Annotated in this window: 24 protein-coding genes, 1 tRNA gene and 2 pseudogenes; 4 read left to right on the forward strand and 23 right to left on the reverse strand. The window is 67.7% G+C overall.

The window, feature by feature from the left end; all coding sequences use genetic code 11:
• Nucleotides 1-174 precede the first annotated feature (174 nt).
• From C2R22_RS02015 to C2R22_RS02040, 6 genes are all read right to left on the reverse strand, one after another.
• Nucleotides 175-684 carry a YihY/virulence factor BrkB family protein gene (locus C2R22_RS02015; protein ID WP_103424101.1) on the reverse strand — a complete coding sequence of 170 codons (510 nt, stop codon included), beginning with the start codon at nt 682-684 and terminating at the stop codon, nt 175-177.
• Nucleotides 681-983 carry a YhjD/YihY/BrkB family envelope integrity protein gene (locus tag C2R22_RS02020; RefSeq protein WP_162562341.1) on the reverse strand — a complete coding sequence of 101 codons (303 nt, stop codon included), beginning with the start codon at nt 981-983 and terminating at the stop codon, nt 681-683. The genes C2R22_RS02015 and C2R22_RS02020 overlap by 4 nt, the downstream gene beginning before the upstream one ends.
• A gap of 155 nt (nt 984-1,138) precedes the next feature.
• Nucleotides 1,139-2,101, reverse strand: a complete 963-nt coding sequence (locus tag C2R22_RS02025) for a homoserine dehydrogenase (RefSeq protein WP_103424105.1) — start codon at nt 2,099-2,101, stop codon at nt 1,139-1,141.
• Entirely contained in the window at nt 2,098-2,649 is a 552-nt protein-coding gene (locus tag C2R22_RS02030) for an amino acid-binding protein (RefSeq protein WP_103427531.1), read from the reverse strand. The genes C2R22_RS02025 and C2R22_RS02030 overlap by 4 nt, the downstream gene beginning before the upstream one ends.
• A gap of 277 nt (nt 2,650-2,926) precedes the next feature.
• The gene (locus C2R22_RS02035; protein ID WP_103424107.1) at nt 2,927-4,072 is read right to left on the reverse strand and encodes a sensor histidine kinase; all 1,146 of its coding nucleotides are present in this window, start codon (nt 4,070-4,072) and stop codon (nt 2,927-2,929) included.
• Between the two features lie 165 nt (nt 4,073-4,237).
• Complete coding sequence (locus C2R22_RS02040; RefSeq protein WP_103424108.1) at nt 4,238-6,424, reverse strand: elongation factor EF-2; 2,187 nt, start codon at nt 6,422-6,424, stop codon at nt 4,238-4,240.
• Nucleotides 6,425-6,635: 211 nt separating this feature from the next.
• Here C2R22_RS02040 and C2R22_RS02045 point away from each other — a divergent pair, with 211 nt between their 5' ends.
• Entirely contained in the window at nt 6,636-7,388 is a 753-nt protein-coding gene (locus C2R22_RS02045) for a DUF5781 family protein (protein ID WP_103424110.1), read from the forward strand.
• A 20-nt stretch (nt 7,389-7,408) separates the two neighbouring features.
• Here the strand turns inward: C2R22_RS02045 and C2R22_RS02050 are convergent, their stop codons facing one another.
• From C2R22_RS02050 to C2R22_RS02095, 10 genes and pseudogenes are all read right to left on the reverse strand, one after another.
• On the reverse strand, nt 7,409-7,936 hold the full coding sequence (locus C2R22_RS02050; RefSeq protein WP_162562342.1) for a hypothetical protein: 528 nt from the start codon (nt 7,934-7,936) through the stop codon (nt 7,409-7,411).
• 43 nt (nt 7,937-7,979) lie between these two features.
• Nucleotides 7,980-8,594, reverse strand: coding sequence for a 30S ribosomal protein S7 (locus tag C2R22_RS02055; protein WP_103424114.1), 615 nt, complete (start codon nt 8,592-8,594; stop codon nt 7,980-7,982).
• Nucleotides 8,591-9,019 carry a 30S ribosomal protein S12 gene (locus C2R22_RS02060; RefSeq protein WP_103424116.1) on the reverse strand — a complete coding sequence of 143 codons (429 nt, stop codon included), beginning with the start codon at nt 9,017-9,019 and terminating at the stop codon, nt 8,591-8,593. The genes C2R22_RS02055 and C2R22_RS02060 overlap by 4 nt, the downstream gene beginning before the upstream one ends.
• Before the next feature lie 184 nt (nt 9,020-9,203).
• Nucleotides 9,204-10,100, reverse strand: a complete 897-nt coding sequence (locus C2R22_RS02065) for a mechanosensitive ion channel family protein (RefSeq protein ID WP_103424117.1) — start codon at nt 10,098-10,100, stop codon at nt 9,204-9,206.
• Nucleotides 10,101-10,452: 352 nt separating this feature from the next.
• Nucleotides 10,453-10,890, reverse strand: a complete 438-nt coding sequence (locus C2R22_RS02070; protein ID WP_103424119.1) for a NusA-like transcription termination signal-binding factor — start codon at nt 10,888-10,890, stop codon at nt 10,453-10,455.
• A gap of 18 nt (nt 10,891-10,908) precedes the next feature.
• Nucleotides 10,909-12,222, reverse strand: a complete 1,314-nt coding sequence (gene rpoA2, locus C2R22_RS02075; RefSeq protein ID WP_103424121.1) for a DNA-directed RNA polymerase subunit A'' — start codon at nt 12,220-12,222, stop codon at nt 10,909-10,911.
• The gene (locus C2R22_RS02080; protein ID WP_103424123.1) at nt 12,215-15,148 is read right to left on the reverse strand and encodes a DNA-directed RNA polymerase subunit A'; all 2,934 of its coding nucleotides are present in this window, start codon (nt 15,146-15,148) and stop codon (nt 12,215-12,217) included. Before C2R22_RS02080 ends, rpoA2 begins: the two co-directional genes overlap by 8 nt.
• Nucleotides 15,149-15,181: 33 nt before the next feature.
• Nucleotides 15,182-17,031, reverse strand: a pseudogene (gene rpoB / locus C2R22_RS02085) (DNA-directed RNA polymerase subunit B).
• Between the two features lie 7 nt (nt 17,032-17,038).
• Nucleotides 17,039-18,603: pseudogene (locus tag C2R22_RS02090) on the reverse strand (DNA-directed RNA polymerase subunit B'').
• Nucleotides 18,600-18,827 (reverse strand): DNA-directed RNA polymerase subunit H, encoded by a 228-nt coding sequence (locus tag C2R22_RS02095; protein ID WP_103424125.1) that lies wholly within the window; start codon nt 18,825-18,827, stop codon nt 18,600-18,602. Before C2R22_RS02095 ends, C2R22_RS02090 begins: the two are co-directional and overlap by 4 nt.
• 240 nt (nt 18,828-19,067) lie before the next feature.
• On the opposite strand from C2R22_RS02095, the gene C2R22_RS02100 reads away from it, so the two are divergent.
• A tRNA-Asp gene (locus C2R22_RS02100) sits at nt 19,068-19,140 on the forward strand.
• Between the two features lie 397 nt (nt 19,141-19,537).
• Nucleotides 19,538-19,945 (forward strand): MaoC/PaaZ C-terminal domain-containing protein, encoded by a 408-nt coding sequence (locus C2R22_RS02105; protein ID WP_103424127.1) that lies wholly within the window; start codon nt 19,538-19,540, stop codon nt 19,943-19,945.
• 5 nt (nt 19,946-19,950) lie between these two features.
• Here C2R22_RS02105 and C2R22_RS02110 read toward each other — a convergent pair whose 3' ends face one another.
• The 3 genes from C2R22_RS02110 to C2R22_RS02120 are packed head-to-tail and all read right to left on the reverse strand — an operon-like array spanning nt 19,951 to nt 21,742.
• Nucleotides 19,951-20,313, reverse strand: coding sequence for a fluoride efflux transporter FluC (locus C2R22_RS02110; protein ID WP_103424128.1), 363 nt, complete (start codon nt 20,311-20,313; stop codon nt 19,951-19,953).
• Complete coding sequence (locus C2R22_RS02115) at nt 20,310-20,645, reverse strand: fluoride efflux transporter FluC (protein ID WP_103424129.1); 336 nt, start codon at nt 20,643-20,645, stop codon at nt 20,310-20,312. Before C2R22_RS02115 ends, C2R22_RS02110 begins: the two co-directional genes overlap by 4 nt.
• Complete coding sequence (locus tag C2R22_RS02120; RefSeq protein ID WP_103424131.1) at nt 20,642-21,742, reverse strand: ATP-binding protein; 1,101 nt, start codon at nt 21,740-21,742, stop codon at nt 20,642-20,644. Before C2R22_RS02120 ends, C2R22_RS02115 begins: the two co-directional genes overlap by 4 nt.
• A 77-nt stretch (nt 21,743-21,819) precedes the next feature.
• Here C2R22_RS02120 and C2R22_RS02125 point away from each other — a divergent pair, with 77 nt between their 5' ends.
• The gene (locus C2R22_RS02125; protein WP_245902855.1) at nt 21,820-22,341 is read left to right on the forward strand and encodes a carboxypeptidase-like regulatory domain-containing protein; all 522 of its coding nucleotides are present in this window, start codon (nt 21,820-21,822) and stop codon (nt 22,339-22,341) included.
• A gap of 20 nt (nt 22,342-22,361) precedes the next feature.
• On the opposite strand, the gene C2R22_RS02130 is transcribed toward C2R22_RS02125, so the two are convergent.
• From C2R22_RS02130 to C2R22_RS02145, 4 genes are all read right to left on the reverse strand, one after another.
• Nucleotides 22,362-23,102, reverse strand: coding sequence for a protein-L-isoaspartate O-methyltransferase family protein (locus C2R22_RS02130; protein WP_103427533.1), 741 nt, complete (start codon nt 23,100-23,102; stop codon nt 22,362-22,364).
• Nucleotides 23,103-24,116: 1,014 nt separating this feature from the next.
• Nucleotides 24,117-24,770, reverse strand: coding sequence for a protein-L-isoaspartate(D-aspartate) O-methyltransferase (locus tag C2R22_RS02135; RefSeq protein ID WP_103424133.1), 654 nt, complete (start codon nt 24,768-24,770; stop codon nt 24,117-24,119).
• Nucleotides 24,771-24,794: 24 nt separating this feature from the next.
• Nucleotides 24,795-25,613 carry a DUF7001 family protein gene (locus tag C2R22_RS02140; RefSeq protein ID WP_103424135.1) on the reverse strand — a complete coding sequence of 273 codons (819 nt, stop codon included), beginning with the start codon at nt 25,611-25,613 and terminating at the stop codon, nt 24,795-24,797.
• 30 nt (nt 25,614-25,643) lie between these two features.
• Nucleotides 25,644-26,573, reverse strand: a complete 930-nt coding sequence (locus tag C2R22_RS02145) for a sulfide-dependent adenosine diphosphate thiazole synthase (RefSeq protein WP_103424137.1) — start codon at nt 26,571-26,573, stop codon at nt 25,644-25,646.
• Nucleotides 26,574-26,676: the final 103 nt, after the last annotated feature.

Raw genomic sequence — 26,676 nt, forward strand, 5'->3', positions numbered from 1 at the left:
AGGCGCTCTGTGGGAAGCTTTTGCCTGTGACCCGTAAAACGATTTCGATACGTCACACGGCCGATTCCGGCGCTGTCAGGCGGTTTGTTCCCCGTCCGCATGCGTCACGGTCGGCGGCCCTGCCCGCTTGCCTTCCCGGGGTCGACGCCCGGCCGTCGTCGACTCCGACGCCGGTCACCCGCCCGATTTCGGGACGTAGTGTCCGCCGTTGATGGCGTTGACCACGCACCCGATGAGGAGCACGACGCCCGCGAAGTAGAGCCAGGTGAGAAAGAGGATGACGGCACCGACGGCGCTCCCGGTCGACTGCCCCGTCAGGAGGACGTACACCTGGAAGAGTTGCTGCAACAGCATCCACCCGAACGCCGCGACGACGACACCCGGGAGAATCTCCCGGACCGAGACGTCGGTGTCGGGGAACACGTAGTACAGCGGCAGGAACACGACGACGAGGCCACAGAGGAGCAACACCGCCGTCCCACCGGGGACACGATGGAAATCGACGAGCGAGACGGCCGCGGTGACGAGGACGACCACGACGAGCGCGACGGGGATGGTGACGAGCGCGACGAGGCCGTCGACGATGCCGTCAACGAACGACGACTCCGTCGCCGTGTCGTATATCTCCGCGAACGCCGTGTCCAACCCGCGGAGCAGGCGGAGCGACCCCCACACGAGCGTCACACCCCCACGACCGACGCGCCGACCGTTCCGGAGACGGCGGCGTTGAGGACGTTCTGTCGGAGGAACGCCTCGATGGTCGGTGACAGCGTCGACCGGGTGAGACTGACGACGGTCCGCGCGAGCGCCTCCCCCCCGACGACGGCGAGCGCGAGGAACGCGAGGGCGACGAGGGGGACGATCGAGACGAACCCGTAGTACGCGAGGCTCCCCGCCATGAACGACACGTTCTCCTCCCGGACGGCGTCGAAGACCGTCCGAGTGAAGGAGACGACACCCGCTTCTCGGGGATTCGAACCCATCGACGGAACCATCCCTTCGACGCGGTTAACGTTTTTTCGCGGTTCGAGACAGTGTCATCGTCCACATCAGGTTCTCGAACAGTATCTCCTGAACTGACACGTCGTGGAACCGGAACCGTCGCCGGATGGGTCGCTCCGGTCCGGTCGGTCGTGACCTACCGGTTCAGTCGCGCGACGTCGGCGAGGACGGCCGTCGCTGTCTCGGGGCCGCCCGCACCGCGGCCGCTGACGTTCAACTGCCCCGCGTGTTCGGTCTCGAACTGGACGATGTTCTGCGTGCCCGTCACCGCGAGCGCTCCGTGCTGGGGGACGAGCCGCGGCCCGACGCGCACGCGCTTCGGCGTGGCTTCGCCGATGAGTCGGATCGTCCGGCCGTCCTCGGTCGCGAGGTCAAGCGCGCTCCCGGGGATGTCTTTTATCCCTGTGACCTCGGCGTCGTCGAGGCTGAAGACGTCGCCGCCGCGCGCCTCGCTCAGAACGTTCGCGAGGATGACGCATTTCAGCGCCGCGTCGGTTCCATCGACGTCGAAGGAGGGGTCCGCCTCCGCGACTCCCAGGTCCTGGGCCTCCGCGAGGACGTGCTCGTACCCCAATCCTTCGGCGGCCATCCGCGACAGGACGAAGTTCGCCGTCCCGTTGAGGACGCCGCGGGCGGTGGAGATGTGGCCCGGGCCGTAGTCGGCGACGGTCGAGAGGACGGGCATGGCCCCGCCGACGGTCGCTTCGAACAGCACGTCGCCGGCGCTATCTTCTTCCGCCCTTCGGAGGTCCGCGTACCGTTCCGCCACCGGGCCCTTGTTCGCGAGCACGACGTGGCGGTCGCGTTCGAGCGCGGCCAGACAGTGTGAGAAGCCCGGTTCGGCGTCGCCGAGCGTCGTCGGCGTCGCTTCGACGAGCACGTCGTAGTCGGCTGCGAGCACGTCGTCGGGGTCGTCGTCGCCGACAGCACCATCGCGACTTTTTCGCTCCAGCGCGCGCTCGCCGTCGATCCCTCCGGCGTCGACGACGCCAGAGGAGGAGTCGGCGAACCCGACCACGCGGTGGCCGTACTCGGCGGCGAGTTCGACGACGCTTCCCCCGACGGCGCCCGCCCCGAGGACCGCGAGTCGCAGACTCATTTCGCCCCCTCCGTGAGCGGTTCGATGACGTGGAGTTCCTTTTCGGCTGCGATAGTCCGGAGTGATTCGAGTGCCGCCTCGGTCTGTCCCGGGCGCGTCGCCAGTCGAAGCCGTGCGCTCGACGGTTCGTCGGTCCCTTCGGGCGCCGAGAGCGAGAGGTCAGACAGCGATGCCGCGGCGGACTCCTCGATGCGGTGGAGCGTGTCCGAGAGGTCCGTGTCGACGAGATGGCCCACGAGGAGGATGCTCAGTTCCTCCCCGTAGCGCTCGGCACCCGCCTGGATGACGTTGATCCCCTCGCCTCTGAGTGCGTCGACGATGCCCTCGAACCGGTCGGGCGGACACTCGAGGTCGACCTCGACGGGAATCCTCCCTCGTGGGGTGATGTTCCCCCGTTCGTGGAAGATCGAGAGGAGGTTCCCGCCGTTGTCCGCGATGGGCTTGAGCGCCGCGAGCAACTGCCCCGGTTCGTCGGCGAGTTCCAGGCGGACGGTGTACGCCTGCGGGCGCTCGCCGCCGTCGGTCTCCGTCTGACCGTCCTGGGGCACGGCAGTCTCTCCTGCTTCGCTCGCAGTGTCGGTCACCGTCGCCCACCCCCTTCGACAGGGGACGGCACCCCCCTGTTGTCCTCGGCAGGGAGCCCGCCAGTCGTCGCTCCGTGCCGATGCGTTTCGGGGAGTACGTGCCCGTTCGCATTGTGAGAAGGTGTTCTGTGTCGCGGTATAAGCCTCCGTCGGTTGTGGACCGCCGCCTTCACGCGGCAGGTGCGTCCTTGGTGCGCTCTCGACGTGCCGTCGCGTCGCCTACATGTCTCCGTCGCGTCGCCTACGCTGTCGGGCCGGCCGCCCGTCGGTGCGACAGCGTCACTACTGTCCCCTCCGCTTCCTCGTCGAACCGCAGGCGGCCGCCGTTCGCCTCGGCGGCCGACCGCGCGAGCCACAGTCCCAGCCCGCTCGCGTGGGTCAACGGCGTGATGTCGGTCTCGCCCCCGACGACCGCCGCCTCGTGGTCGGGGACGCCCTCGCCGGCGTCGCGGACGTGCGTGTGTACCCACTCGTCGTCGGCCGTCACCGTCACCTCGACGGGCGGCTTTCCGTGCTCGAACGCGTTCTCGACGAGTTCTCCCAGCGCCGTCCGGTAGCAGTCGTCCGCCCACACCCACACCCCGTCCGGGACCGAGACGCCGACGGTCGCTCCGGCGTCTCCAGTGACCTCCGCGACCGCTCCGTCGACCATCGTCCTCACGTCGTGGGGATGCTCGACGCGTCGCTCGCGCTCGAACAGGTCGATGATCGTCTTCGCCTTGTCGGCGAGCCCTCCCACGGTTCGTGCCCGTTCGGCGACGACGCGTGCGGACTTTTCCAGACTGGGGTCGTCCACCTCCTGTTCGAGCCGCTCCCCGTGCCCGACCAGAATCGTCGACTCGTTGCGGAGGTTGTGTCGGAGCGCGCGGTTCAACACGGCCAGCTTTCGCTGTTCGTCGGCGAGTTGTTCCGCCCGCACGCGTCGAGCGTCGTGGACGCCGATGATGACGTGCGCGGCGGTGCTGATGGCGAGGATGTTGCCGGCGGTCAGCGCGCTCTCGACCCCGCCGGCGCCGAACACGACCGGGCCCTGGACCATCCCGTGGAGCCACAGGACGACCCCGAGGACGACCACGCCGAGGAGGTTCCACACCGCGATGCGGACGGCGTTCGCCGTCGAGAACTCGCTCCGATAGAGGAGGTACCCCGAGACGGCCAGGCCGAGACAGACGAGCGAGCCGAAGACGGAGAGCGCGACGCTGAACGGGGGCTGGCCGCCGACGAACAGCGGTGCGATGTTCGGGCTCAACAGGACGACGCCCGTGACGGAGACGGCGACGCTCGCTCCCATCCGTGCCGCTCGCGACCGGCGCCTCGTCACGGCCGTCGTCTCGTCGTCGAACGTCGACGACAGCCGTCTGTCGATCCGTGTGAGAACCTGATTCATTCGATATCAGTACAGTCGATTTCGGAATAATAACGTTCCGTCGAGAGTATCACGCGTAATACTCTCGGAGTCCGAACGGTCGACACACGCGCCGGCCGCCGCGAGAGGAGAGTCGCAACCGAGACGTCGAAATCGAGAACCGCGTGGCCGGGGAGCGGACCTCGGTTAGATGTAGTCGACCGACGGCGGCAGTTCGAGCTTCATGCCCTTCCGCTCGCGGATCTCCGTGATCTTCTCCGTCTGGAGGTTGTCGGCCAGCACGCGGAAGCCGGCGTTCTCCGTGTTCCAGGAGGCGCGGCCTTCGGTCGCCGAGCGGATGTCGCTGGAGAAGCCGATCATCTCCTCGACGGGCGCGATGCCCTCGATGACCATGAGGTCGCCCTCCTGGTACATGTCGTCGACGCGGCCGCGTCGACCCTGAATCTCACCCGAGGCCGAGCCCATGTACTCCGAGGGGACGTCGATGCGGACGTCCTGGATGGGTTCGAGCAGCTTCACCTGACCGTCGATGAGCGACCGGTGGACGGCCTCGCGGACGGCGGGGATGACCTGCGCGGGACCGCGGTGGATGGTGTCCTCGTGGAGCCGCGCGTCGTGGAGGCGAAGGAGCGCACCCTGGACCGGTTCGCCGGCGAGCGGGCCGTCCTCGAGCGCCTCTTCCATCCCCTCGATGACGAGTTCCATCGTCTCGTTGAGGTGCTGGATACCCTTCGTGTCGTCGATGAGGATGTTCGTCCCGAACATGTGCTCGACGTCCTGGGACGTGTCCTTGTCCATGCCGAGCTCCTGCAGCGCCTCGCGGCGCTCCAGTTCGGGCATGTCCATCGCGACGTCGCCGAGCTTGATGGCGTCGACGATGTCTTCGGAGAGCGGCTCGACGGTGATGTAGAACTTGTTGTGGCGGTTCGGCGAGACGCCCTCGACCTCGCGGGACTCCTGGGTGGGGGCCTCGCGGTAGACGACGATGGGCTCACCGGTGTTGACCGGGATGCCCTGGTTCTTCTGGATGCGCTGGGTGATGACTTCGAGGTGGAGTTCGCCCTGCCCGGAGATGAGGTGCTCGCCGGTGTCCTCGTTGATCTCGACCCTGATAGTCGGGTCCTCCTTCGCGACCTGCTGGAGCGTCTGAATCAGCTTGGGAAGGTCGTCCATCCGGGTCGCCTCGACGCTCTTCGTGATGACCGGCTCGGAGATGTGTTCGATGGACTCGAACGGCGTCATCTCCACCGACGAGACGGTAGAACCGGCGATGGCGTCGCGCAGGCCAGTCACGGCCGCGATGTTCCCGGCGGGGACGCCGCGGTCGAGTTCCTCGCGCTCGCCGCCCATGAACACGCCGACCGACTGGACGCGGTTCTTGCCCGCCGTTCCCGACACGTAGAGCTCCTGGCCCTTGCGGATGGTGCCGGAGAACACGCGTCCCGTGGCGATTTCGCCCGCGTGGGGGTCCATCGAGATGTCCGTCGCCATGAAGACGACGTCGCCGTCGTCGTCGACCTCCCGCATCTGCCGGGCGAGTTCGGACTCGTCGTCGCCGCGCCAGATGGTCGGGATACGACGAGGCTGTGCTTCGAGCGGGTTCGGGAAGTGCTCGGCGACCATGTCGAGCACCACGTCCGAGAGCGGCGACTGCTCGTGCAGTTCCTTCCGCTGGTCGTTGCGCTCCATCTCGATGACTTCCGAGAAGCCGACGCCGGTCTCGGCCATCGAGGGGGCGGAGACGCCCCACTTGTAGAGAGCCGAACCGAACGCGACGGTGCCGTCCTCGACGGAGACGGTCCAGTCGCGGTCCTCGTAATCCTGGGTCATCCCGCGGATGAGCTCGTTGACGTCCGCGATGACGTCGAGGAGCCGCTCTTGCATCTCCTTGGGACCCTCCTGGAGCTCGTTGATGAGGCGGTCGACCTTGTTGATGAACAGCGCCGGCTTGACGCCCTCGCGCAGCGCCTGTCGGACGACCGTCTCGGTCTGCGGCATCGCGCCCTCGACGGCGTCGACGACGACGAGCGCGCCGTCGACGGCGCGCATCGCCCGTGTCACGTCACCGCCGAAGTCGACGTGGCCCGGCGTGTCGATGAGGTTGATGAGGTGGTTCTTGTCGTTCCACTCGTGGGTCATCGAGACGTTCGCCGCGTCGATGGTGATGCCGCGTTCCTGTTCGTCCTCCTTCGTGTCCATCGCGAGCTGCTGCCCGGCGGTCTCGTCGGAGATCATGCCGGCGCCCGCGAGGAGGTTGTCGGAGAGCGTCGTTTTCCCGTGGTCGACGTGCGCAGCGATGGCGATGTTCCGGATCTGCTCCGGCTTGTCCATCAGTTTCTCGCACTCTTGTACGATTTTCTTTCGTCGGCCCATTACCGAGTCTTACCGAAAGGAGGGACAAAAGGGTAGTGTTTTGCCGGGGCCGAAATCGAGGGTCTGGAGCCACGTTGCGGGCGTGTGACGGTGTTTAGCATGCCCCTCGGTGGGTCCGCCCGACGCGCTGTCGCCGTCGCCGGACGCCCACCACATCGCCCGACGACGGGGCAGAAGAATCATACACCCTCGCGCCCTGATACCAGCACGCATGGACATTCGAGTGCTCGGGTCCGGGCCACCGGACCCCTTTCTGAGTGCGGCCGATCTGTTCGAGACCGAGTTCTCGCTCGACCTCCCCGTCAGAGTCCACGTCCGAGAGGACCCCGACGAGCGGACCTGGGCGGGCCACTACCCCGACCACCACGTCCTCAACATCTCCCGACAGGCGGCGACCAGCGCGATGGCGCGCGAACTGGCCTTACACGAACTCGCTCACATGGCGCGCTACGAGGAGTCTCACCCCTCCCACGTCCAAAAGACCGAGGAGGCGCTCTTTCTCGCGCTCGCGGGTCGGTCGGTCGAGCGACGGAAGCTCGCACACTGCTACCAGATCGCGAACCACATGAAGGACATCTACGCCGACGACCTCACGCTCTCGGTCGCGCCCGCGGAGAAGCTCGTCTGCTTCTTCGAGTCCCAGCTCGCGGCGGCGGTGTCGGACCGCCCGCCGGCCCCGCGCCCCGACTCCAGACGCATCTCCCCCGCTGCCGACCCCGAGATCACCGCCGTCAACGCCGCGTTCGCGCTCGCACTGTGTGAGCGCCACGACCTCCTCACATCCGACCACCGCCTCTACGACCTCGCCCACGCCGCCGCCGACGACGCGCCGCAGGTCGGATTGGAGCGGTTCAAATCGCACTTCGCCTCGCTCGTGGACGACCCGACCGAGAGCGACTACCGGAAGGCGCTGGTCGACGTCACGCGCGAGTACTGTATTCGGGAGCAGCAGGCGGCCGACTGAGCCGGGCGCTAAAGTGCGCCTCACGACCCGCGTCGCTGTCTCCCGATGTGGCCTCCAACGCCGCCGAGTGCGCCGAAGATTGTGCCGACGACGAACCCGGTTCCACCGCTGAGGACCCCCACCGTGCGCATGGCCCCGAAAAAGTCCACGTCCTGTCCATGTGTCGGCGTCATTCCCAGTACCAGTACTAGCGCGATGAAGCCGACCACTACGCTCACGAGCACTACACCGAGGGCCGCTGCGAAGCCTCCGAGGATCGCACCTCGCCGTTGACCGGTCTCCTGGAGATACCCGGTGGTCGCGCCGCCGACCACGGCACACAGTGTCAGCGGGACCGCGAACACCCACGTCGGGAGCCAATTTCCCACGACAGATGCCGTCACGAACCCGAGGGCCGGGAGCACGAGGAGGGTCAGGAAGCCCAGCACGACCGTGACGACTGTCCCGGCGACGACCCCGGCGGCCTCCCTCCGTAGAGACATGGTGCGAAGACTCCCCACACGCGTAAAAGTACACGGTCCGGTGTCCTGAGACTCGTCCGTCGGCACCGCTCACGACGCCGGAGAGAAAAACGAAAAGACGAGACAGACGTTAGCGGGCGGCGGCGGCGACGCGCTCGCGCTCTTCCTTCTGGCTGATGGCGTACGACTGCATGTCGTAGTCGGCTGCGCCGATCAACACGGAGGCGAGCGCTTCGGCGGCGCTCTGTTTCGACTTGTACGAGCCGCGCTGGGTGCCTTCGGCGATGAACTTCAGCGCCTGGTCCACCCGTCGTTGCGGGGCGACGTCGACGGCCTGCGGGACCGAGATCCCACCGTACTTCAGGCGGACGGTCTCCTCGCGGGGAGCGGCGTTCTGGATGGCGGTCACGAGCACCTGCACCGGGTTCTCCTCGGTGCGCTCGTGGACGATCTCGAACGCCTCGCGGACGATGTTCATCGTCTTCTGCTTGTGCCCCGTGTTGTCTTCGGACTGCATCAGGCGGTTGATGAGCCGCTCGACGATGCTGATCTCCGACTTCTTGAACTGCTTGGAGGCGTGGCGCCCCATCGTGTGGGCGATGGGGGTCACCGCGATGTAGCGCTTGGTCGAGGGGTCGGTGTACTCGATCTCGGAGACGTCCCAGACGCCGAACAGCAGCGCGTTCGAGCGCGCCTCCTCGCTGTCGGCGGGGGACTCCGGCTCGGGGGACTCGGACTCGCTCATCTGACTGGCTTCTCCGCGTTCCCGCGCACGAGTTCGATCATCGACACGCCGTTGACCTTCTCGACCTTGTAGTTCACGCCCGAGAGGTCACCCATCGCACGGCCCTTCGCGCCACCGATACCCGCGATGGTGACCTCGTCGTGCTCGTCGATGAACGAGATGGCACCGTCACCAGGGCAGAACGCGGTGACCTGCTTGCCGTTCTTGATGAGCTGCACTCGAACACACTTTCGGATGGCCGAGTTCGGCTGCTTCGCTTCGATTCCGACCTTCTCAAGGACGATGCCTCGCGCCTGCGGGGCACCCTCGAGCGGGTCCGATTTCTTCCGGAGACCGCGTTCGCGTCGCGCGTACTTCGAGTCGGACCACCGACGCTGCTGGCGGTCCTGCTTGAGTTTGCGCGCGGCGTACTTGCCGTTCGCCATGGTAGCCCTCACTTCCCGATGGAGCTACTTAAGCCTCCTCTTTCGAACGCGGCGAGACGCCCGCAGCGCGGCCCATGACCCCCTGAGGAGGAATCTGAGGCCGTTTCGCACGATCCGAACGACGCCCTCTCCGCGGCCCGCAGGCGACGAGCCGCCGCGAGAAATCGTCTCCCCGCCTCGGCGTTCAGTTCGGCTCGCCCGCGGCGTCCGCCCGCTCGCGCACGTCGATCGCGAGTTCCCCCGAGAGTTCGTGTCCCGACGCCGGCCCCAGGGTGAGTCCCTCCTCGTCGAACCGCCGCTTCACCCGTCGCCGGAAGTCAGACTTGACCTCGACGAGGTTCACGTCCATCGGGTCCGACACCCAGTACTCCGCCTGCAGCGTGGGCGCGGTCCCGCCGAAGGCGACGATGCGCGACGTCGGTGCGGGGTCGTCGAGCACCCGGTCGTCCTCGCGAGCGACGTCGGCGAGCGTCTTCAGCGCCAGTTCGGCGTCGTCGGCGTACGCGATGTCGAGCTGTTCCGTTATCCGGTAGCGCTCTCTTCCGTAGGGCCGGGTGAGCGCGTTCGTCGTCAGTTCCGTGTTCGGCACCGTGATCGTCTCGTTGTTCGGGGTCCGGATGCGGGTGACGCGGAAGTCGACGGCCTCGATGGTGCCCTCGCCGCCGGACCAGGAGACCCAGTCGCCGACGTTGAAGTCGCGGTCCGCGACGAGAAAGAGCCCGGAGACGAGCGACCCGATGACGTCCTGGCTCGCCGCGCCGACGACGAGCGAGACGGCGGCGATGACGATGGAGGCGTCGGTCAGCACGCCGCCGAACCCGGCGGCGATGATGCCGGCGACGACCGCTACGCCCACCACGAGCAGGTGCGCGTACGTCTCGGTCGCCGTCTCGATGGTCGGGTTGTTCTGATTCCGCGCGCGGACGATTCGGCTCACTGTCGGCACAACGAGCACCCGGCCGACGGCGTAGACGACGGCGGCCGCGGCGACGAACCCGAGCGTGCGGACGGCGATATCCTCCACACCGGTGAACTCGGTCGGTATCCCCGGCGGCAGTTGGGCGAGAACGGAGCGCGTCATGACTCCGGTGCCGTGGCGCGGGCGTAAAAACCTGTCAGACCCGTGTCGGCGGCGAACCGTCGTTCTCCGGAGTGCGGTTGCACGGCGTGCGGTGGCGCGGCCGAGGCGGCGCTGTGTCGTCTCGTCGCGCGAGGGGTGAGGGAACGAGTGAACGGAGTGAACGAGTGCCCGAATCGGCTGGGGAGGTCCGTGGCATCAGCGCCCTGGCGTTCGTCGTCCCAGCCGTCGCGGCCGGTGCTGTCTCCCCGGTGTGGACGTGGAAAGTCACTCACCGGGCACGGACCACCGTCCGTCGCCCCTGCGACGACGCTACACCTACACTTCGAAACTAAAACCGAGCGGAAACCGCATCCTACGTCAACTGGACGTCGTCGAGGTCCCAGTGCCGTCTCGCCAGTTCGCGCGCCGTCTTGATGTTCTTTCCCTCGGTCCCGATGGCGACGCCCCTGTCTTCGGAATCGACCTCGACGTACGCCACCCGGTCGTTCTGCTCGGAGACGGTGACGTGCGTCACCACGGCGGGCGCGAGCGCGTTCGCAACGAACGCCTCCGCCGTGTCGGCGTCCTCGACGAGCGTGACCTCGCGCCCGAGTTTCTCCTCGACCTGCTTGACCCGTCTCCCCCCCGGACCGATGGCCTGTCCCATCTCGCCGGCCGCGACGAGGAACGTCACGCGACCGTTTTTACCCCCTTCCTTCTCGTGGACGAGGCAGTCGCGTGCGGTCGCGCCCGTCACGTCCTCGAAGAGGGCGATGAACTGCCGGGCCGTGTCCGAGAGGGTGACGCGCATCGCTGTCTCGACTCCCGATCAGTCGTCCGACGGCTCGGGTTCGAGCGTGGCGTCCACCTCGGGCGTCTCGACGTCGGCGTCGATAGAGCCCATCCGGAGGTTGACGTCGCCCGTCCCGATGGCGACGGGCTTGCCGACGATGACGTTCTCGATGACGCCGTCGAGGTCGTCCATCTCGCCGTGGATGGCGGCGTCGAGCAGGTGGTTCACCGTGACCTCGAACGCCGCGCGCGCGAGCACGGAGTCTTTCGACCCCGAGATGCCGTGCCGACCGATGGACTCGATGGTTCCCCGGTTGGTCATGATGTCCGCGACGAGCATCAGGTGCCGGACGTTCACGTCGTCGAGGCCCTGCTCTTCGAGCGTCTCCATCGTCTCGTTGATGATGGCCTCGCGGGCGGCCTCCACACCGAGCTGACGGTAGACCTCGTGGATGTTGTTCGAAGTCGTCCGCGTCCCGTCGACGCCCTCGATGGTGAGCACGTCGCCGAACGCCGACCCCTCGGTGTAGAGGACGAACTCCTCCTCGCCGTCGTCGAGCTTCTCGCGGCGGATGACGACGCGGGAGACCTCCTCGATGCCCTTGAAGACGATGTCGCGCAGCTCCTCGACCAGCTGGAGCAGCTGTCGGTACGAGGGCTGCTTCGGGCCGAACTCGATGACGGTCCCCATCCGGGTGGTTTCGACGCCGAGCGCGTCCTCGATCTCCTCGGCGATCTCCTCGGCGACGTTCCCGACGTTCTCGGCGGTGGGCCACCGCTCGCGGAGGGTATCCTCGTTGAGGTCGATGTTGACGAGCATGTCCGCGACGTTGGTCGAGACGTCGCCCAGCGCGAGGATCTTCGTCGCCTCGATCTGCCAGACGACCTCGTGGGCCACGTCGCGCTCATCGTACTCGGGGTCGTCGACCTCCGCGATCCGCTCTTCGATGTGGTCGGGGTCGAGGTAGACGGTCATCATCGGGGTGTCCGGCGTCTTCCGCGCGTCCACCAGTTCGATGAGTCGGGGCAGTCCCTGTGTCACGTCGATCTCGGCGACGCCGGCGTAGTGGAACGTGTTCATCGTCATCTGCGTTCCCGGTTCGCCGATGGACTGCGCCGACACGGTTCCGACCGGGTCGAGCGGGTCCACGCGGGTGTCGAGGTACTGCGTCTCCGCCGCGCGGGCGATCTCGTCCGCCTGCTCGACGGTGACGCCCTCGCGCCGCTCGATGACCTCGTACACCTGCGTCTTCAGTCGTCGAGGCAGTTCGGTGTCCTCGACGACGACTTCGATGTCCTCTGTGACGTACTCGTACTCGCCGGTGGGGTCGACGGTCTCGTGCTCAGTCATCCGACTCCACCCCCAGGCCCTGCGCCTTGTCGAGCCCCGGTCCCGCGTACTCCGAGAGGTTCGTCGGCGGCTCCGATTCGCCGAGGAAGCGGTCCTTCTCCTCCTCGGAGGAGAACTCGGCCTCGATGACGCGGTCGGCGATGTTCTCGATGTCGATGCTGTGTTCCTCCTTCGAGGAGACCTTCACGGGCGAGGTGCCGTCCTCGCCGAACTCGAACTGGACCACCGTACCGGACGTGTCGCGGACGGAGCCGTCGTACTGCGCTTCCAGTTCGGAGAGCGCGTTGATGAGCCGGCGCTGGAGGTACCCCGATTTCGAGGTTCGGACCGCGGTGTCGACCAGCCCCTCGCGGCCGCCCATCGCGTGGAAGAAGAACTCCCGCGGAGTGAGCCCCGCGCGGTAGGAGTTCTCGACGAACCCGTGCGCGTCCGCCGAGAGGTCGTCCTTCTGGTAGTGGCTCAGGGTGCGGTCCTCGTAGCCACGGTTGATGCGCTCGCCCCGCACTGCCTGTTGCCCGACGCAACCGGCCATCTGCGTGAGGTTCAGCATCGACCCACGCGCGCCCGACCGGGCCATTATCACGGCAGGATTGTCGTCCTCGAAGTGGTCCTCGGCGATCTCGCCGGCGGAGTCGCGCGCCTTGCCGAGCCGCTGCATGATCTTCATCTCCAGCGTCTCGTCGACCGTCCGCCCGGGCAGGGATTCGAGTTCGCCCTGCTCGTACACCTCGATGAGTTCCTGAATCTGTTCGTACGCCGACGCGATGGCCTCGTCGACCTGCTGGTTCGCCGCCTCCGGGATGGACTCGTCGTCGATGCCGATGGAGAACCCGAAGTGCATGATGGCGCGCATCGCCAGCGCCGCCACCTCGTTGATGAACACGCGTGCGCGCGTCTTCGAGTACACCTTGGTGATGGTGTCGACGACTTCCCCGCCGAACGCGCCGACGGCGTCCTCGTCGACCGTCCCCTCCACGAGTTGGCCGTCCCGAATAACGACCGTGTCGCCGGCCGAAGAGTCGAACTCGAGGTTCAGGTCGTCGGGCAGCAGTTCGGAGAAGAGCTGTCGGCCGGTCCAGTACGGCCCGTTCTCGTTCTCTCCCTCGGGTTCGGGGAGTTCGTCGATGCTCGTCGCCCGCAGGAGGTCGAGCGCCTGCGTCTCCGAGAACTGGGGGTTCTCGTGGGTGAGGAGGTAGGTGCCCGAGATGTGGTCCTGGATGGCGCCGATGATGTTCTCGCCGAACCTGGGCGAGAGAATCTGCTCCTGGACGCGCATCAGGACGCGGGCTTCCGCACGCGCCTCCTCGTTCTGCAGCGCGTGCATGTTCATCTCGTCGCCGTCGAAGTCGGCGTTGTACGGCGGACAGACCGTCGTGTTGAGTCTGAACGTCTTGTACGGCATCACGACCACCTCGTGGGCCATGATGGACATCCGGTGCAGCGACGGCTGCCGGTTGAAGATGACGATGTCGCCGTCGATCAGGTGTCGGTTGACCTCCCAGCTGAGTTCGACCTTCTCCGCGAGTTCCTCGCAGTTCTTCTCGGTCACCTTCAGCCGGCGACCGTCCGGCCTTCGAACGTAGTTCGCGCCGGGGTGACCCTCTGGGCCGTTGCGGACGAACTGCCGGGCCTGTTCGATGTTCCGCTCCGTGACGTTCATCGTCTGGGTCATCTCACGCGCGACCCGTTCGGGGACGCCGACCTCGTTCAGCGAGAGGGTCGGGTCCGGCGAGATGACGGTACGAGCCGAGAAGTTGACACGCTTTCCGGACAGCGAGCCGCGGAAGCGACCTTCCTTCCCTTTGAGGCGCTGCGAGAGCGTCTTCAGGGGGCGACCGGAGCGGTGCCTCGCGGGGGGTGTCCCCGAAATCTCGTTGTCGATGAACGTGGTGACGTGGTACTGCAGCAGTTCCCAGAGGTCCTCGATGATGAGTTGTGGCGCGCCGGCCTCGCGGTTCTCCATGAACCGCTGGTTGATGCGGATGATGTCGACCAGCTTGTGGGTGAGGTCGTCCTCCGAGCGCTGGCCGTTGTCGAGCGTGATGGAGGGACGGGCCGTCACGGGCGGCACCGGCAGGACGGTGAGAATCATCCACTCGGGGCGTGCCCGCTCGGCGTCGATGCCGAGGACCGCGATGTCCTCGTCCGGGATGTCCTCGAACCAGTCGCGGATGTCCGAGGGCATCAGCTTGTTCATGTCCTCCTCGGTGAGGTCCACGGAGAGGGCCTTCTCGAGCTTCTTGCGGTCGTCCGATTTGGGGCGGAAGGTCCCCGAGAGGATTTCGTTCACTCGGTCGAGCGGGATGCCCGTGTCATTGGCGAGTTCCTGGGGTGCGACGCCGGGGTCGTCCTCGTCGTCGGGGTCGGGCTGCATCGCCTGGGCGATGCGCTCGGAGTAGTCCGACGCGAGCACGTCCTGAACCTCGTAGTACGTCGTCGGTTTCTCGTGTTTGATGTCGTGCTGTGGGGCGCTGCAGTCGGGGTGCGGACAGTGCTTCGCCTTCCGCGCCTGTCTCACGGCCGCCTTCAGCGCGTCGTTGGGGTCCTCGCCGAGTTCCCTCGCCCGCTCCAGTTGCTGGCGGTACTCCTCGCGTTCCTCCTCGACGAGCGCGAGCCGCCCGCACTCGCGGCACGTCGACCGGAGCAGTCGTCGGATGAGCTTCGTGAAGCCCACGTGGATGACGGGCGCGGCGAGCTCGATGTGGCCGAAGTGGCCGTTGCACGACCCCGAGTGCTGGCCGCAGGTCCGACACTGCAGGCCGGGGTCGATGACGCCCAGCCGGGGGTCCATGAGCCCCATGTCGATGGGGTAGCCGTCGTCGTCGTAGGTGTCCGCCGTGATGACCTTCGTGGCGGACATGTCGCGGTACGTCTCGGGGTCCATCAGCCCGAAGTGGATCCCGCCGAGTTCTTTGGGTGTCTGCATTGACATGTGTGGTGTGTTGGGGGAGGGTGAGAGTTAGACTGCGTCTTCGAGGTCGAGCCGCGGTCGGATGCCGAGCGCGACCATCTCGTCGAGGAGGAGCTTGAACGCGTAGCTCACCTCGATCTCGTGGATGTTGTCCTCGTCGCCGGTGATGGGGTCGTAGATACGGCGCTGGTCGACGTCCTCGACGGCGACCATCCCGGTGTCGGCGGAGACGTAGACGTCCTCGCGGTCCGAGGAGTCCAGCAGCCGCTCCTTGAGCGCCATCGCCGCGCCGTGACCGATGAGCACCTCGCGCTCCATCTCGCCGACGCGGAGGCCACCCTCGCGGGCACGCCCCTCGGTCGGCTGTCGCGTCAGGACCTGCACCGGGCCGCGCGAGCGGGCGTGCAGTTTGTTCGACACCATGTGGTACAGCTTGTGGTAGAAGATGGTGCCGACGAAGATTTCGGCCTCGATCTTCTCGCCGGTGACGCCGGAGTACATGACCTCCTTGCCCGACGACTTGAAGCCGTGCTCTTCGAGCGCGCCGCGGAGTTCGTCCTCGTTCTCGCCCTGGAACGCCGTGCCGTCGACGCGGCGTCCTTCGAGCGCGCCGACCTTCCCGCCGAGCATCTCCAGGACGTGGCCGACCGTCATCCGGGACGGAAGCGCGTGGGGGTTCAAGACGAGGTCGGGGACGACGCCGTCCTCGGTGAACGGCATGTCCTCTTGGGGTGCCAGGTGGCCGACGACGCCCTTCTGACCGTGTCGGGACGCGAACTTGTCGCCGAGTTCGGGGATGCGCTGGTCGCGGACCGAGACCTTTGCCAACTTGGAGCCGTCCTCGCCCTCCATCAGCGTCACGGTGTCGACGACGCCCGACTCGCCCGAGCGCATCGTCACCGACGTCTCACGCCGCTTCTGCGGGGAGAGCCCGCCCATGTCGTCCGGCTCTTCGAGGAACCGGGGTGGCGAGGTCTTCCCGAGGAGGACGCTGTTCTCGTCCACGACCGTTTCGGGGTTGACGAGGCCGTCCTCGTCGAGGTGGGTGTACGCGTCCTCGCCGCGCGCCCCGCGAACGTCCTGGGAGGGGATCTCGAAGCGGTCCTCCTGGCCGCCGGGGTACCGGCGCTCTTCGCCCTCGTAGGTGCGGAAGAAGTGCGAGCGGGCGAGGCCGCGCTCGACCGACCCTTTGTTCATCACCAAGGCGTCCTCGATGTTGAACCCCTCGTACGACATGACGGCGACGCAGAAATTCTGCGCCGCGGGCGCTCGTCGAAGCCGATCTGCTCCGTCGTCTGGGTCTTGACCATCGCCAGCTGCGGGTAGTGGAGGAGGTGCTGGCGCGTGTCGGGTCGGATGCGGTAGTTCGCCGCGGGGAGGCCGAGCGACTGCTTCATCATCCCCGCGCCCATCGTAATCCGGGGAGACGCGTTGTGCTCGGGGTACGGGATCATCCCGGCACCGATGCCGAAGATGAGCTGCGGGTCGATTTCGAGGTGGGTCGTGTTCTGCTTCTCGGGGTCGTCGGGGTGGTACTCGATGTCGTCCTCGTCGACGGCAACGAGGATGTCCTCCTCCTCCTCGGCGTCGATGAACTCGATGAGACCACGGCTGACGAGGTCGTCGAACGAGATGTCGCCGTCGTCGACCGCCTCGATGTGCTCGTCGTCGAGCAGCGGTTCGCCCTGTTCGACGACGATGAGCGGGCGCCGTGCGCGGCCCGCGTCGGCGTTGATGATGACCTCGCGCGTCCGGTCTTTGACCGAGACGTTGACCATCTGGGAGACGTCTCCCCGTCGTCGTGCTTCGCGGATCTGTTCTGCGAGCTCGTGGGGGTCCTCGTGGGTCCCGACCAGGCTCCCGTTGACGTATACTTTCGCTTCTCGTGCTTGCGCCATCGTGTAGTTAGTCGTCCGCAGGTGTGGTCTCGACGCCCTCGAGTCCGGGCATGCCCTGTACGCCCATGTGCGCCAGCTCTCGCTTGAGCGCCCGCTCGTCCTCGACGTTCTGTGACAGCTCCATCGCCTGGGCGAAGTTCTTCACCAGGCCGCAGTTCGGCCCCTCCGGCGTCTCGGAGGGACAGATGCGACCCCACTGGGTCGCGTGGAGGTCGCGCGCCTCGAAGTGTGGTTGCGAGCGCGACAGCGGCGAGCGCAGCCGTCGAAGGTGCGACAGCACCCCCATGTAGTCCGTCCTGTCGACGAGCTGAGAGACGCCCGAGCGCCCACCGACCCAGTTCCCGGTGGCGATGGGGTGCTCTAGGCGTTCGGTCAGCACGTCCGAGCGCACGACGGTGTTCACCGTCAGGTTCCGGTTCCGCATGTTCGCCCGTTCGAGCTGGTACTTCACGTCGCGTGCGAGCTTGTTCAGCGCCGTTCTGAAGAGGTCGCGCATCAGGTCGCCCGACACCTTGAGCCGCTTGTTCGCGTAGTGGTCCTTGTCGTCCGATTCGCGCCGCCCGAGCGCAAGTTCGAAACACGCCTCGGCCATCCGGCAGAGGTAGTACGACTTGTTGATGCGCACCTCCTCCTCCTCGACGCCTTCCTCGTGCAGGTGGGGGAGGAGGTAGCGGTCGATGACGTAGTTGGCGCGCTTGAGCTGGTAGTTCTTGCCCTGGCCGCCGGCGACGCGCTTGCCGAGCGCCTCGATGGCCTGTTCTTCGGTCTGAACGGGCGCCTCCTCCAGGTTCTCCAGCATGAACTTCACGATCTCGGGGTCGTCCGAGACGCGGTGGACGATCTCCTCGTCCGATTCGAGACCGAGCGCGCGGACGAGCGTGACGAAGTTCACCGACCCGGAGACGGAGGGGAACGACACCTCCAAGAGGCCCTCACGGTTCCGCTCACAGAGAACGAGCGCGCGGTACCCGCGGCGCTGAGAGAACGTCTTCGCGACCTGGATCTCGTCGCCGTACTTCGTGTCGTACTCGGCGAGGATCTTGTTCGGCGCGAGGTCCTCCGAGGTCATGAGCACGCGCTCGGAGCCGTTGACGATGAAGTAGCCGCCGGGGTCGACGGGGTCCTCGCCGATCTCGACGAGGTCCGCGTCGGAGAGTTCGGAGATGTTGCACTTCCGGGAGCCGACCATGATGGGCATCCGACCCACCTTGGTCTCGGTGGAGTCGAGGACGACCTCCTCTTCCTCCTCGCCGCCGCGGACGATGGACATCTCCATGAACACCGGCGCGGCGTAGGTGATGTTGCGGAGGCGGGCCTCCTGGGGGAACAGGAGTTCCTCGCTCCCGTCGGCCTCCCTCACTCGGGGGTCTCGACGCGGATGTCGCCGAGTTCGACCCACACCGGTTCCTCGCCCTCCTTGTCGCCGATGTCGGTCTCGATGGTCTCCTTCTCGTCGACGACCTCCTGCATCCCGCGCCCGAGGAAGTTGTTGAACGAGCGGAAGTGGTGTTCTGCGAGCCGTTCCTGCGAAAAGTACTCTCTGGAGATCGTGCGTCGTGACTGTCGATTCATTCGATCACCAATCGGTAGACGACCGCCGTGTCTGTCGTTCGCGAGTCGCGGACGATCTTGACGACGTCGCCGGCCTCGGCCTCGTCGGGGAGCGCCGGGTCCGACGTGCGGATCTTCGGTAGATTCACCCGCTCGACGTCGTACTCAGCCATCATCTCCTCGATTTCGGGTTCGTCGAGGATGGCGTGCTCCGGAACTAGGGTGTGTTCGCTTACGTTGACCATGGATGTCGGGGGGATGGGAAGAAGCTCTCACGAGATACTACAGTCGGATTCAGGGGCCAGCCATTTAACCCTTGTCAACCGGTGCGGGTAGCGCCGCTCACCGACCACGAGCGGGCTGGTACCTTTACACACGGAGACGTGAGATAAATGCCTTGCGGAGCGACCGACGATAGCGCCCCACACGGCGCGGTGAGATGAGAAGTCTTATTTACGAAACCCGGATACTGGAGAGTGCGCACTGCCCGGATGGTGTAGTGGCCCATCATACGACCCTGTCACGGTCGTGACGCGGGTTCAAATCCCGCTCCGGGCGTCCTTTTGCGACGAACTACTCGGCGAGCACCGCGTAGCGTGTGCTCGCCACCTGTGAGTCGCACAGACGCGATAACGGGAGTTGAACCAGAGCGTGGAGCGAACGAAGCGAGCGGAACGACCGTGGTTCACAATCCCGCTCCGGACAGTCGGTTCTCGGTCGTCGCTCCGGGTGCATCGTCGGTCGACGCGGCAGCGTAGCCGACACGGCGACAACACGGTACACGGGCGCGGTGAGACCGCAGTCCTCACCCCCAGCAGACTGCGTTTCTCGGGCCTTCGGCCCTGCGATACTCGCCCCTCGCGCGTTCGCTCGCTCCCTGCAGTCGCTCGCTCTCGCGCACCACCGCCGCTGTCGACCCCACAACCTTTCTTTCCCTCCGTCGAACCCGCGTCCAATGGCCCCTCCCGAGCAAGGCGACGTCCACGTCGTCGAACGCACGTTCACCGACGAGGACGTCAGCGGATTCGCCGCGGTCTCACGTGACACTCAGGCCATCCACACCGAACGAGAGCCCCCGATGGTCCACGGCCTGTTGACGGCGACGCTCTCGACCGAAATCGGCGGCGACCTCGAAGTGCTGGCCCGGACCATGGAGTTCGACTTTCTCACCCCAGTCTACGCCGGCGACACCGTTCGATGCGAGTGGACGACAGAGCGGGTCGACGCCCGGGAGGACCGGTTCGACCTGGCGGCGACCGTCGAGTGCCGGCGAACCGCGAGCGCGCGGGCCGGCGCGGAGCACACGGTCGTCCTCCGCGGGGAGGTCGAAGGGCTCGTGTGGCGGTCGGACCCCGACGACTGACCGACTCAGAGGAGCGCGCGGACCGCGCCGCCGCCGAGCGCAACTCCGACGAGCGCGGCGGCGAGCGTCCCGAGCGCGTAGCGCGCCGCGACCCGACGCTCGCCCGCCTGCGCGTGCTCGACGACGCCGACGGCGAACGAGGAGAACGTCGTGAACGCGCCGCAGAACCCGGTTCCGAAGACGAGGAGGAACGCGCTGTCGACGGGCGCGGCGCCGAGCGCGCCGAGCGCGACGCTCCCGAGGACGTTCACGGCGAAGACCCCTCGCCGCCCACCGAACCGGGTGTCGACGGCGAACCGTGCGAGCGCCCCGAGCGTGCCGCCGACGCCGACCAGGAGCGCGGTCGAGAGCGACGCGTCGGGCGTCATCGGCGACGCCCCCACGCGATACCGAGAGAGGCTGCGGCGATGCCGAGCGCGTAGTTCGCGCCGACGTTCACGAGCCCCATCGACGGGGCGAGCGCGGCCGTCTCGACGGCGAACGTGCTGTAGGTGGTGAACGAGGAGAGCAGTCCCGTCCCGACGAGCACTCTGACTCGGTGGGTGGTGACGACCGTGACCAACACGCCGAGCGCAAAGCTCCCGAGGACGTTCACGAGGAGCGTCCCCGGTTCGCCCGTCACGACCACCCCGACCGTCCAGCGGAGGACGGCCCCGACGAACCCGCCGACGCTCACGTACAGCGGGTCGGTTCGTCTCATGCCCGTCCGAACCCGTCGCCGTCACTCGTCGCTTTCGGTTCGCTTCGACTGCTCACCGCGGCCATCGCACTCGCTCGCGGGCTCTCCCCCTCGTGTTCCGTTTCACGTTCGCGCACGCGAACGACGTGAACGGACTCCGTGCGGTCGTCGACGACGAGCGCCTCGCCCCGGTCGTTGGGGAGCCGTTCCCGAAGCCCGCCGTCGACGTACGTCGCCTCGCACGCCCGAAGCGCCGACACGTCCGCCTCCGCGGTGAGTCGATGCGCGACGAGGAGGTCGGCCTGCGAAGTCGCGACCGGCGGGAGAACGCCGGGTCGCTGGGTCGCACAGACGAGGCTGACGCCGGGCGCGCGTCCGCGAGTGAGAAGCGTCTCCAGCGCCGCGCCGGCGACGCCGTCGAACGCGACGTGGGCCTCGTCGACGAACAGCCACGGGAGGCAGTCGAGTTCTCCCGCGATTCGTGCCTCGTACAGCGCCCGCGCGACGGCGTACGTCACCGCGTCGCGCGCGCCCGGCGACTGTCCCGCACAGTCGAGCACCGTCACCCGCTCTGCGACGAGCGCGTCGGCGTCCAGCCCGGTCGGCGCGAACACTCCCCACGAGCGTGCCAGTTCGAGGTGGTTCGTCGCCGCCCGCTTCGCTCCCGTGTCGGCGTCGGCTTCATCGACGTGTGCACGCATCCCCGCGAGCGTCTCCGCGGCGGCCGCGGCCTGCCAAACGAGCGCGCCCGGCGTGGAGACCGGGTCGAGGCCGACGAGTTCGGGCCACGAGCGCGGTGGGATGGATGACGCCCGGACTGTGGGCGTGGAGACGACGCGGCCCCACGCACCGAGTCCGCGAAGGGCGCCGAGCGGGTCGACGACGACGGGGGCGACGCCCGGCGTCCGCGCACACTCCTCGGCGAGGACGCCCAGCGTGTACGACTTGCCGTAGCCCCGCTTGCCGACGACGAGTGCCGCGTGCGGGCGGTCGAGGTCGACGGCGACGGCCGCGCCGCTGCTCCCATCACGGGCCCGGTACCGTCCCAGTTCGCCGACCGGGCCGTTCGACGCTTCCCCTCTCTGTCCCTGTTCGTTCGCCCGTCCGAGCACGTGCATGGACGACGACTGGCCGCCCCCTTTCGGATAAATTCTCGGCCGAGAGTTCATATACGGGGACGCGGCCACCGGGCGGTATGTCATCCCCAGAACGGCACGGACACGACCGCTCGGCGCCCATCGGCTCGCTCAGGCCCCCATCCGCCCTGTCGCGCTTCTGCCGCGACGAACGGGCCATCGAGGGCCTACCGGTCAGGCTCGTCGTCGCGTTAGTCGTCGGCGTCGCGAGCCTCAGCCTCATGCTGAACATGTTGACCGGTGTCGAAGGTCTCGCCGTCGCGGAACTCGACGTCCGCCCCGAAAAGGACGTCATCACCCCCGGGTCCCACGAACTCGACCTCGTCGTCGTCGACCCCGACGGCGACCCCGTCCCCGGCGCGACGGCCGTCGTCAAGAGCGGCAGTGCCTCCCTTGCCGAGGGGGTCGTCACCGCGGAGACAGGTGACCGGGGCGTGGCGAGCGTCTCCATCGAGCCGTCGCTCCTGGCTCACCAGCAGGACGGGACGGTCGTCGTCGACGTCAAACCGCCGGCAGGAAGTCAGTACGTCGACCGCCGCGGCAACACGGAGATTCTCGTCGTCCGGGGGGCTGGCGAGTAACAGTCACGGTCGCGCGCCACTCACAGGTGCTCGTCCCAGTCGATCCACTCCTGCTCCCAGCCGGTGGGCGCGAAGTACCCCTGCTCTGCGAACTCGGCGTCCTCGCGGTCGGTCCGGTTCCGTGAGGCTCCGTGCTGTTCGCCGTCGACCAGGAGCGGGCGGAACCTGACCGCTCCGAACTCGTCGACCACCTCGCCCTCGTCCCCGTCGTCCTCGACGGCGACGAGCGTCTGCTCCCGCCCGCCGCCGCCGAGCGGCATGACGAGCCGTCCGTCCGGAGTCAGCTGTCGGAGGAGTCGCTTCGGCGGGCTGATCGCGCCGGCCTCGACGAGGATTCGGTCGTAGGGGGCGTACTCGGGGAGGCCGTCGGCCCCGTCGCGGCAGTCGACGAGGACGCCGCCGTACCCTGCCCGTTCGAGGTTGTGGCGCGCCTCGTACACGAGAGACCTGGCGATGTCGACGGCGTGAACCCGGCGAGCGCCGACGAGTTCGGCGGCCACGGCCGCCGTGTAGCCGACGCCGACGCCCACGACGAGCACCGAGTGGTCCGGGTCGACCGAGAGCGCCGAGACCAGTCGCGCGGCGAGTCCAGGTGGGAGGACGCGCGTCCCCTCGAACTCCGAGGCGCGGTTGTCGTACGGGCGGTCCTCGACGAACTCGTGGCGCGGGACGGTTCGCATGGCCTGGGAGACGGTGTCGTCGAGCGGCGCGCGCTGCTCGATGCCGTCGACCATGTCGTCTCGCACCACCGCGATGTCCATACTCCCGTCTCGGCCCCCGACCCTATTCAACGCCACGCTCGCGGCGGGCGACGACGGCCCGGTAGTCGGTTCCCGGAACGTCGCGGACGTCGACGCCGACGAAGCCTGCCTCCCCGAGCCACGACGTGACCTCTTCTTCCGTGTAGGCGTCTCCTCGACCCTGTGCGAGCCGTTCGACGGCGACCCGCCGTGCCGCGGGCGAGTCGCCGCGGAGCGGTTCGAGCACGACGACCGCTCCCTGCCCCCGAGTGCGCCGTGCACCGAACTCAGGAGTCTCCGGTTCGTTTCGGGCGGATGACGTTGCAGGACGCCCGCCAGGAGGGCGAGGTCGGCGTTCTCGACGGGGACGTTCGCGACCGAATCGACCGCGACGGTCTCGATTTCCGCCGTAGCGAGCATCGGTCCGACGACATCCAGCACCGCTCGCGCCTCGACGAGCGTCACCGTCCGCCCGCGTCGGGCGAACTCGGCGGCGTACACCCCCGACGCGCCGCGTACGTCGACGACCCGCTCGGCGTCGGGTGCCGCGTGAATCGCCGCGGTCACGGCCGCCCGCACCGTCGCCGTTGCCGTCGCGGCGTGTGCCCCGAGTCGGTGGCGGAGCGTGCGGTCGTCCGGCGGCGTCTCCGTCCGGTCCGCAGTTTCGTCTCCGACTCCGGCCAGCGCCTCCAGTTGGTCGAGCGCGTACGGGGTGGCCCCGATGGAGCGGACGTCCCGCGTCGCGAGAAAGCCCAGCGCACGGTTCGTCACCTCGTACTCGTCACCCATCGGGTGGAGGTAGCCGTACTCGTCGAGGAGTCGGATCACCCGGCCGGCCGTCTCGCGGTCGAGTCCCGTCGCGTCGGCCACTTCGTCGACGGTGCCGGCGGACGTCGTCAGTACGTCGAGGACGCCGGTTCGACGGGCGACCCACAGCAGTAACAGTTCCTCGTGGTCGGGTCCGGAGCCGTCTCTGGTCGGCATACCTCGTCTCCGTCCCCTCGGCTCAAAACTCCCTGCATGGGGGTCGAGCGCTCACGACCCTTCGCTCCCGCCGCGCATCGACACGAACCGGACGCCGCCGTGGGTGGTCCGTTCGACTCCCTCCTCGGTCGGCGTCAACACCACGAGTTTCTGGCGTCGCATCCCCTCGGGTGAGACCACCCGACCGCCGGCGCGGACCTGATCGACGACCGCCTCGGGGACGGTTCGTGGGGCGCAGGTGAGGTACGCGCGGTCGTAGGGGGCGTGCTCGGGCCACCCCTGCCGGCCGTCTCCCTGCCTGACGTGAATCTCGTAGCCGAGCCGTTCGAGCCGTGCTCGGGCGTCGTCGGCGAGTTCGGCGTCGTACTCGACGCTGTAGACGTTCCCCGGGCCGACGACTTCGCTCGTCACGGCCGCGTGGTAGCCACAGCCGGTGCCGACTTCGAGCACCCGGTCGTCCCGGCCGACGTCGAGGAGGTCCGTCATCAGGGCGACCATGTGTGGCGCGCTGATGGTCTGGCCCCTCCCGATGGAGAGCGGTCGGTCCGCGTACGCCTCCCGCCGACTGCCCTCGGGCACGAACTCGTGACGCGGGACCGCCCGAAGCGCACGTTCGGTCGACTCGCGCTCGACGTAGCCGCGCTCGACGAGACGGTCGACCAGTCGGTGGCGGGCAGTCGCGTGGTTCTCACCGTCGCGGACCATACCCCCCGTTGGTCGCCGACCGTGTTACAACTTGTCGTGTTCGGTGGCTCGGTCGGAGTCGGTGGCTCGGTCCGAGACGCCGTACCGCGCGGCGTGGCGGTCACAGAACTCGGGACTGCGTAGCTGCGCTCTCACCACTCCCGGCTGTCTGTGGGGGTTCGCGAGGCGGCACGACTCGGCGTCGCAGAACGCCTCGCCCGTCTCGACGTAGTCGACCGCCTGGAGGACGTACCCCTTCAGCGCCTCCGTCGTCCGGGGGTCGTCGTCGACGAGAAAGTCCCCGTCGACCGCCGATTCGAGCACCTCGCGGGGTGGCGCGTCGCCCGACAGCAGCGCGTGCTCTTGCTTCGCCTGGTAGTACGCCTCGGGCTTCGCGGGGGCCTCGTACAGCCCCGGGACCGACACGAGCGCGGGCTGGCCGAGCACGGTGACGCGCTTGTGCCAGCGGCCGTCGTGGTCGCCCCACGTGGCGAGCGTCCGATCCACGAGAACGACGTGGAGCGTCGAGAGCGACGACTCGGCGTCGGGAAGCCGCGCGTTCAGCGCCCCCTGGACCGCCCTCCCGTCGTAGAGGACGCCGCCCGCGCGTTCGGGGTCGTCGAGCGCTCGCTCCTCGTACCGCACGGCCCCGAGCATCGTCGTCCCCGTCCCACGCTCGTGCGGCGAGTGGACGCGGGCGGCGGCGAACGCCTCGGCGAGGTCCTCGTCGGCGTGGCTGTCCAGAAAGCGGTCGCGGATCTCGACCCGGGCGTCGAGTCGTTCGCGGAGCCACGCGGCTATCTCCGGCGTGTCCGCGACGGTCGTGGGCGCGCGGTAGCAGACGACGGTGTCGACCTCGGCCATCTGTGGTCTGTCTCGGCTCTTCGTCCCGGGTCAGTCGTCCGCGGGCGTGCGCGTCGTCATCTCCACCTCGGGCGCGTCGACGCCGAGTTCGTCGATGGCGACCTGCGCGGCGCGCTTGCCCGAGAGGAGCATCGCGCCGAACGTCGGCCCCATCCGCGGCAGGCCGTAGGTGGTCGCCACCGCCATCCCGGTGGCGACGAGGCCGTCGTGGACGAGACCGGTGTGTTCGACGACGGCGTCCTCGCTCTCGCCGACCCACATCGAGTCGTGACCGGGCGAGTCGTGGCCGGGTGCACCGTACTGTCCCTCCTCGGTCTGGTCCATCCCGGTGTTGTGCTCCGCGGCGTGCGAGAGGCCGGGCGCGTCGAGGACGCCGCGCTCCTGCAGTTTGGAGACGGCGACGGCGTCGTGGCCCGTCGCGTCGATCACTAACTCGCCCTCGACGGCGATGGGGTCGACACAGGTGATCTCTCTGGGCAGAGCGTGCACCGGCGTCCAGTTCATCACGATGCCTCCCACTCGATGGTCCTCGCGGATGACGATGTCGGTGAACTCCGTCATGTTCTGCATCTTCGCGCCCGCGTCGCAGGCGGCTTTGATGAGTCCCGAACACGCCTCGGGCCCGTTGGCGACGTACAGTCCGTCCGTGTCCTGCGCGCGCTTGTAGTCGACGTCGAGGTCGTCGAGGACCGACTGGGCGGGGTCGCGGACCGTGACCTTGTTCATCAGGAACCCGCCGAGCCAGAACCCGCCTCCCAGATAGTTGTTCTTCTCGACGACCATCGTCTTCACGCCGCGTTCGGCCAGTTCCTTCCCCGCCATCAGTCCCGAGGGACCGCCGCCGACGATGATGACGTCGCTGTCGGAGAAGTCCATGAACTCCTCCGTCCACTCCTGGCCGATGGCGCGGGTGACCTGTGCTTCGCCGACCTCGCTGAACGTCCGGTCGTTCGAGCTCATACACCACTAGGTTGTATGACCTAGTAGTAAAACGCTTTGGACGCTCCCGCGCTCACGAGAAACGCGGCTGCGAGAGATGCGCTGCTCACCGGGTCGGAGCGGC

The organism is Salinigranum rubrum (assembly GCF_002906575.1).
GTDB classification, from domain to species: Archaea; Halobacteriota; Halobacteria; order Halobacteriales; family Haloferacaceae; genus Salinigranum; species Salinigranum rubrum.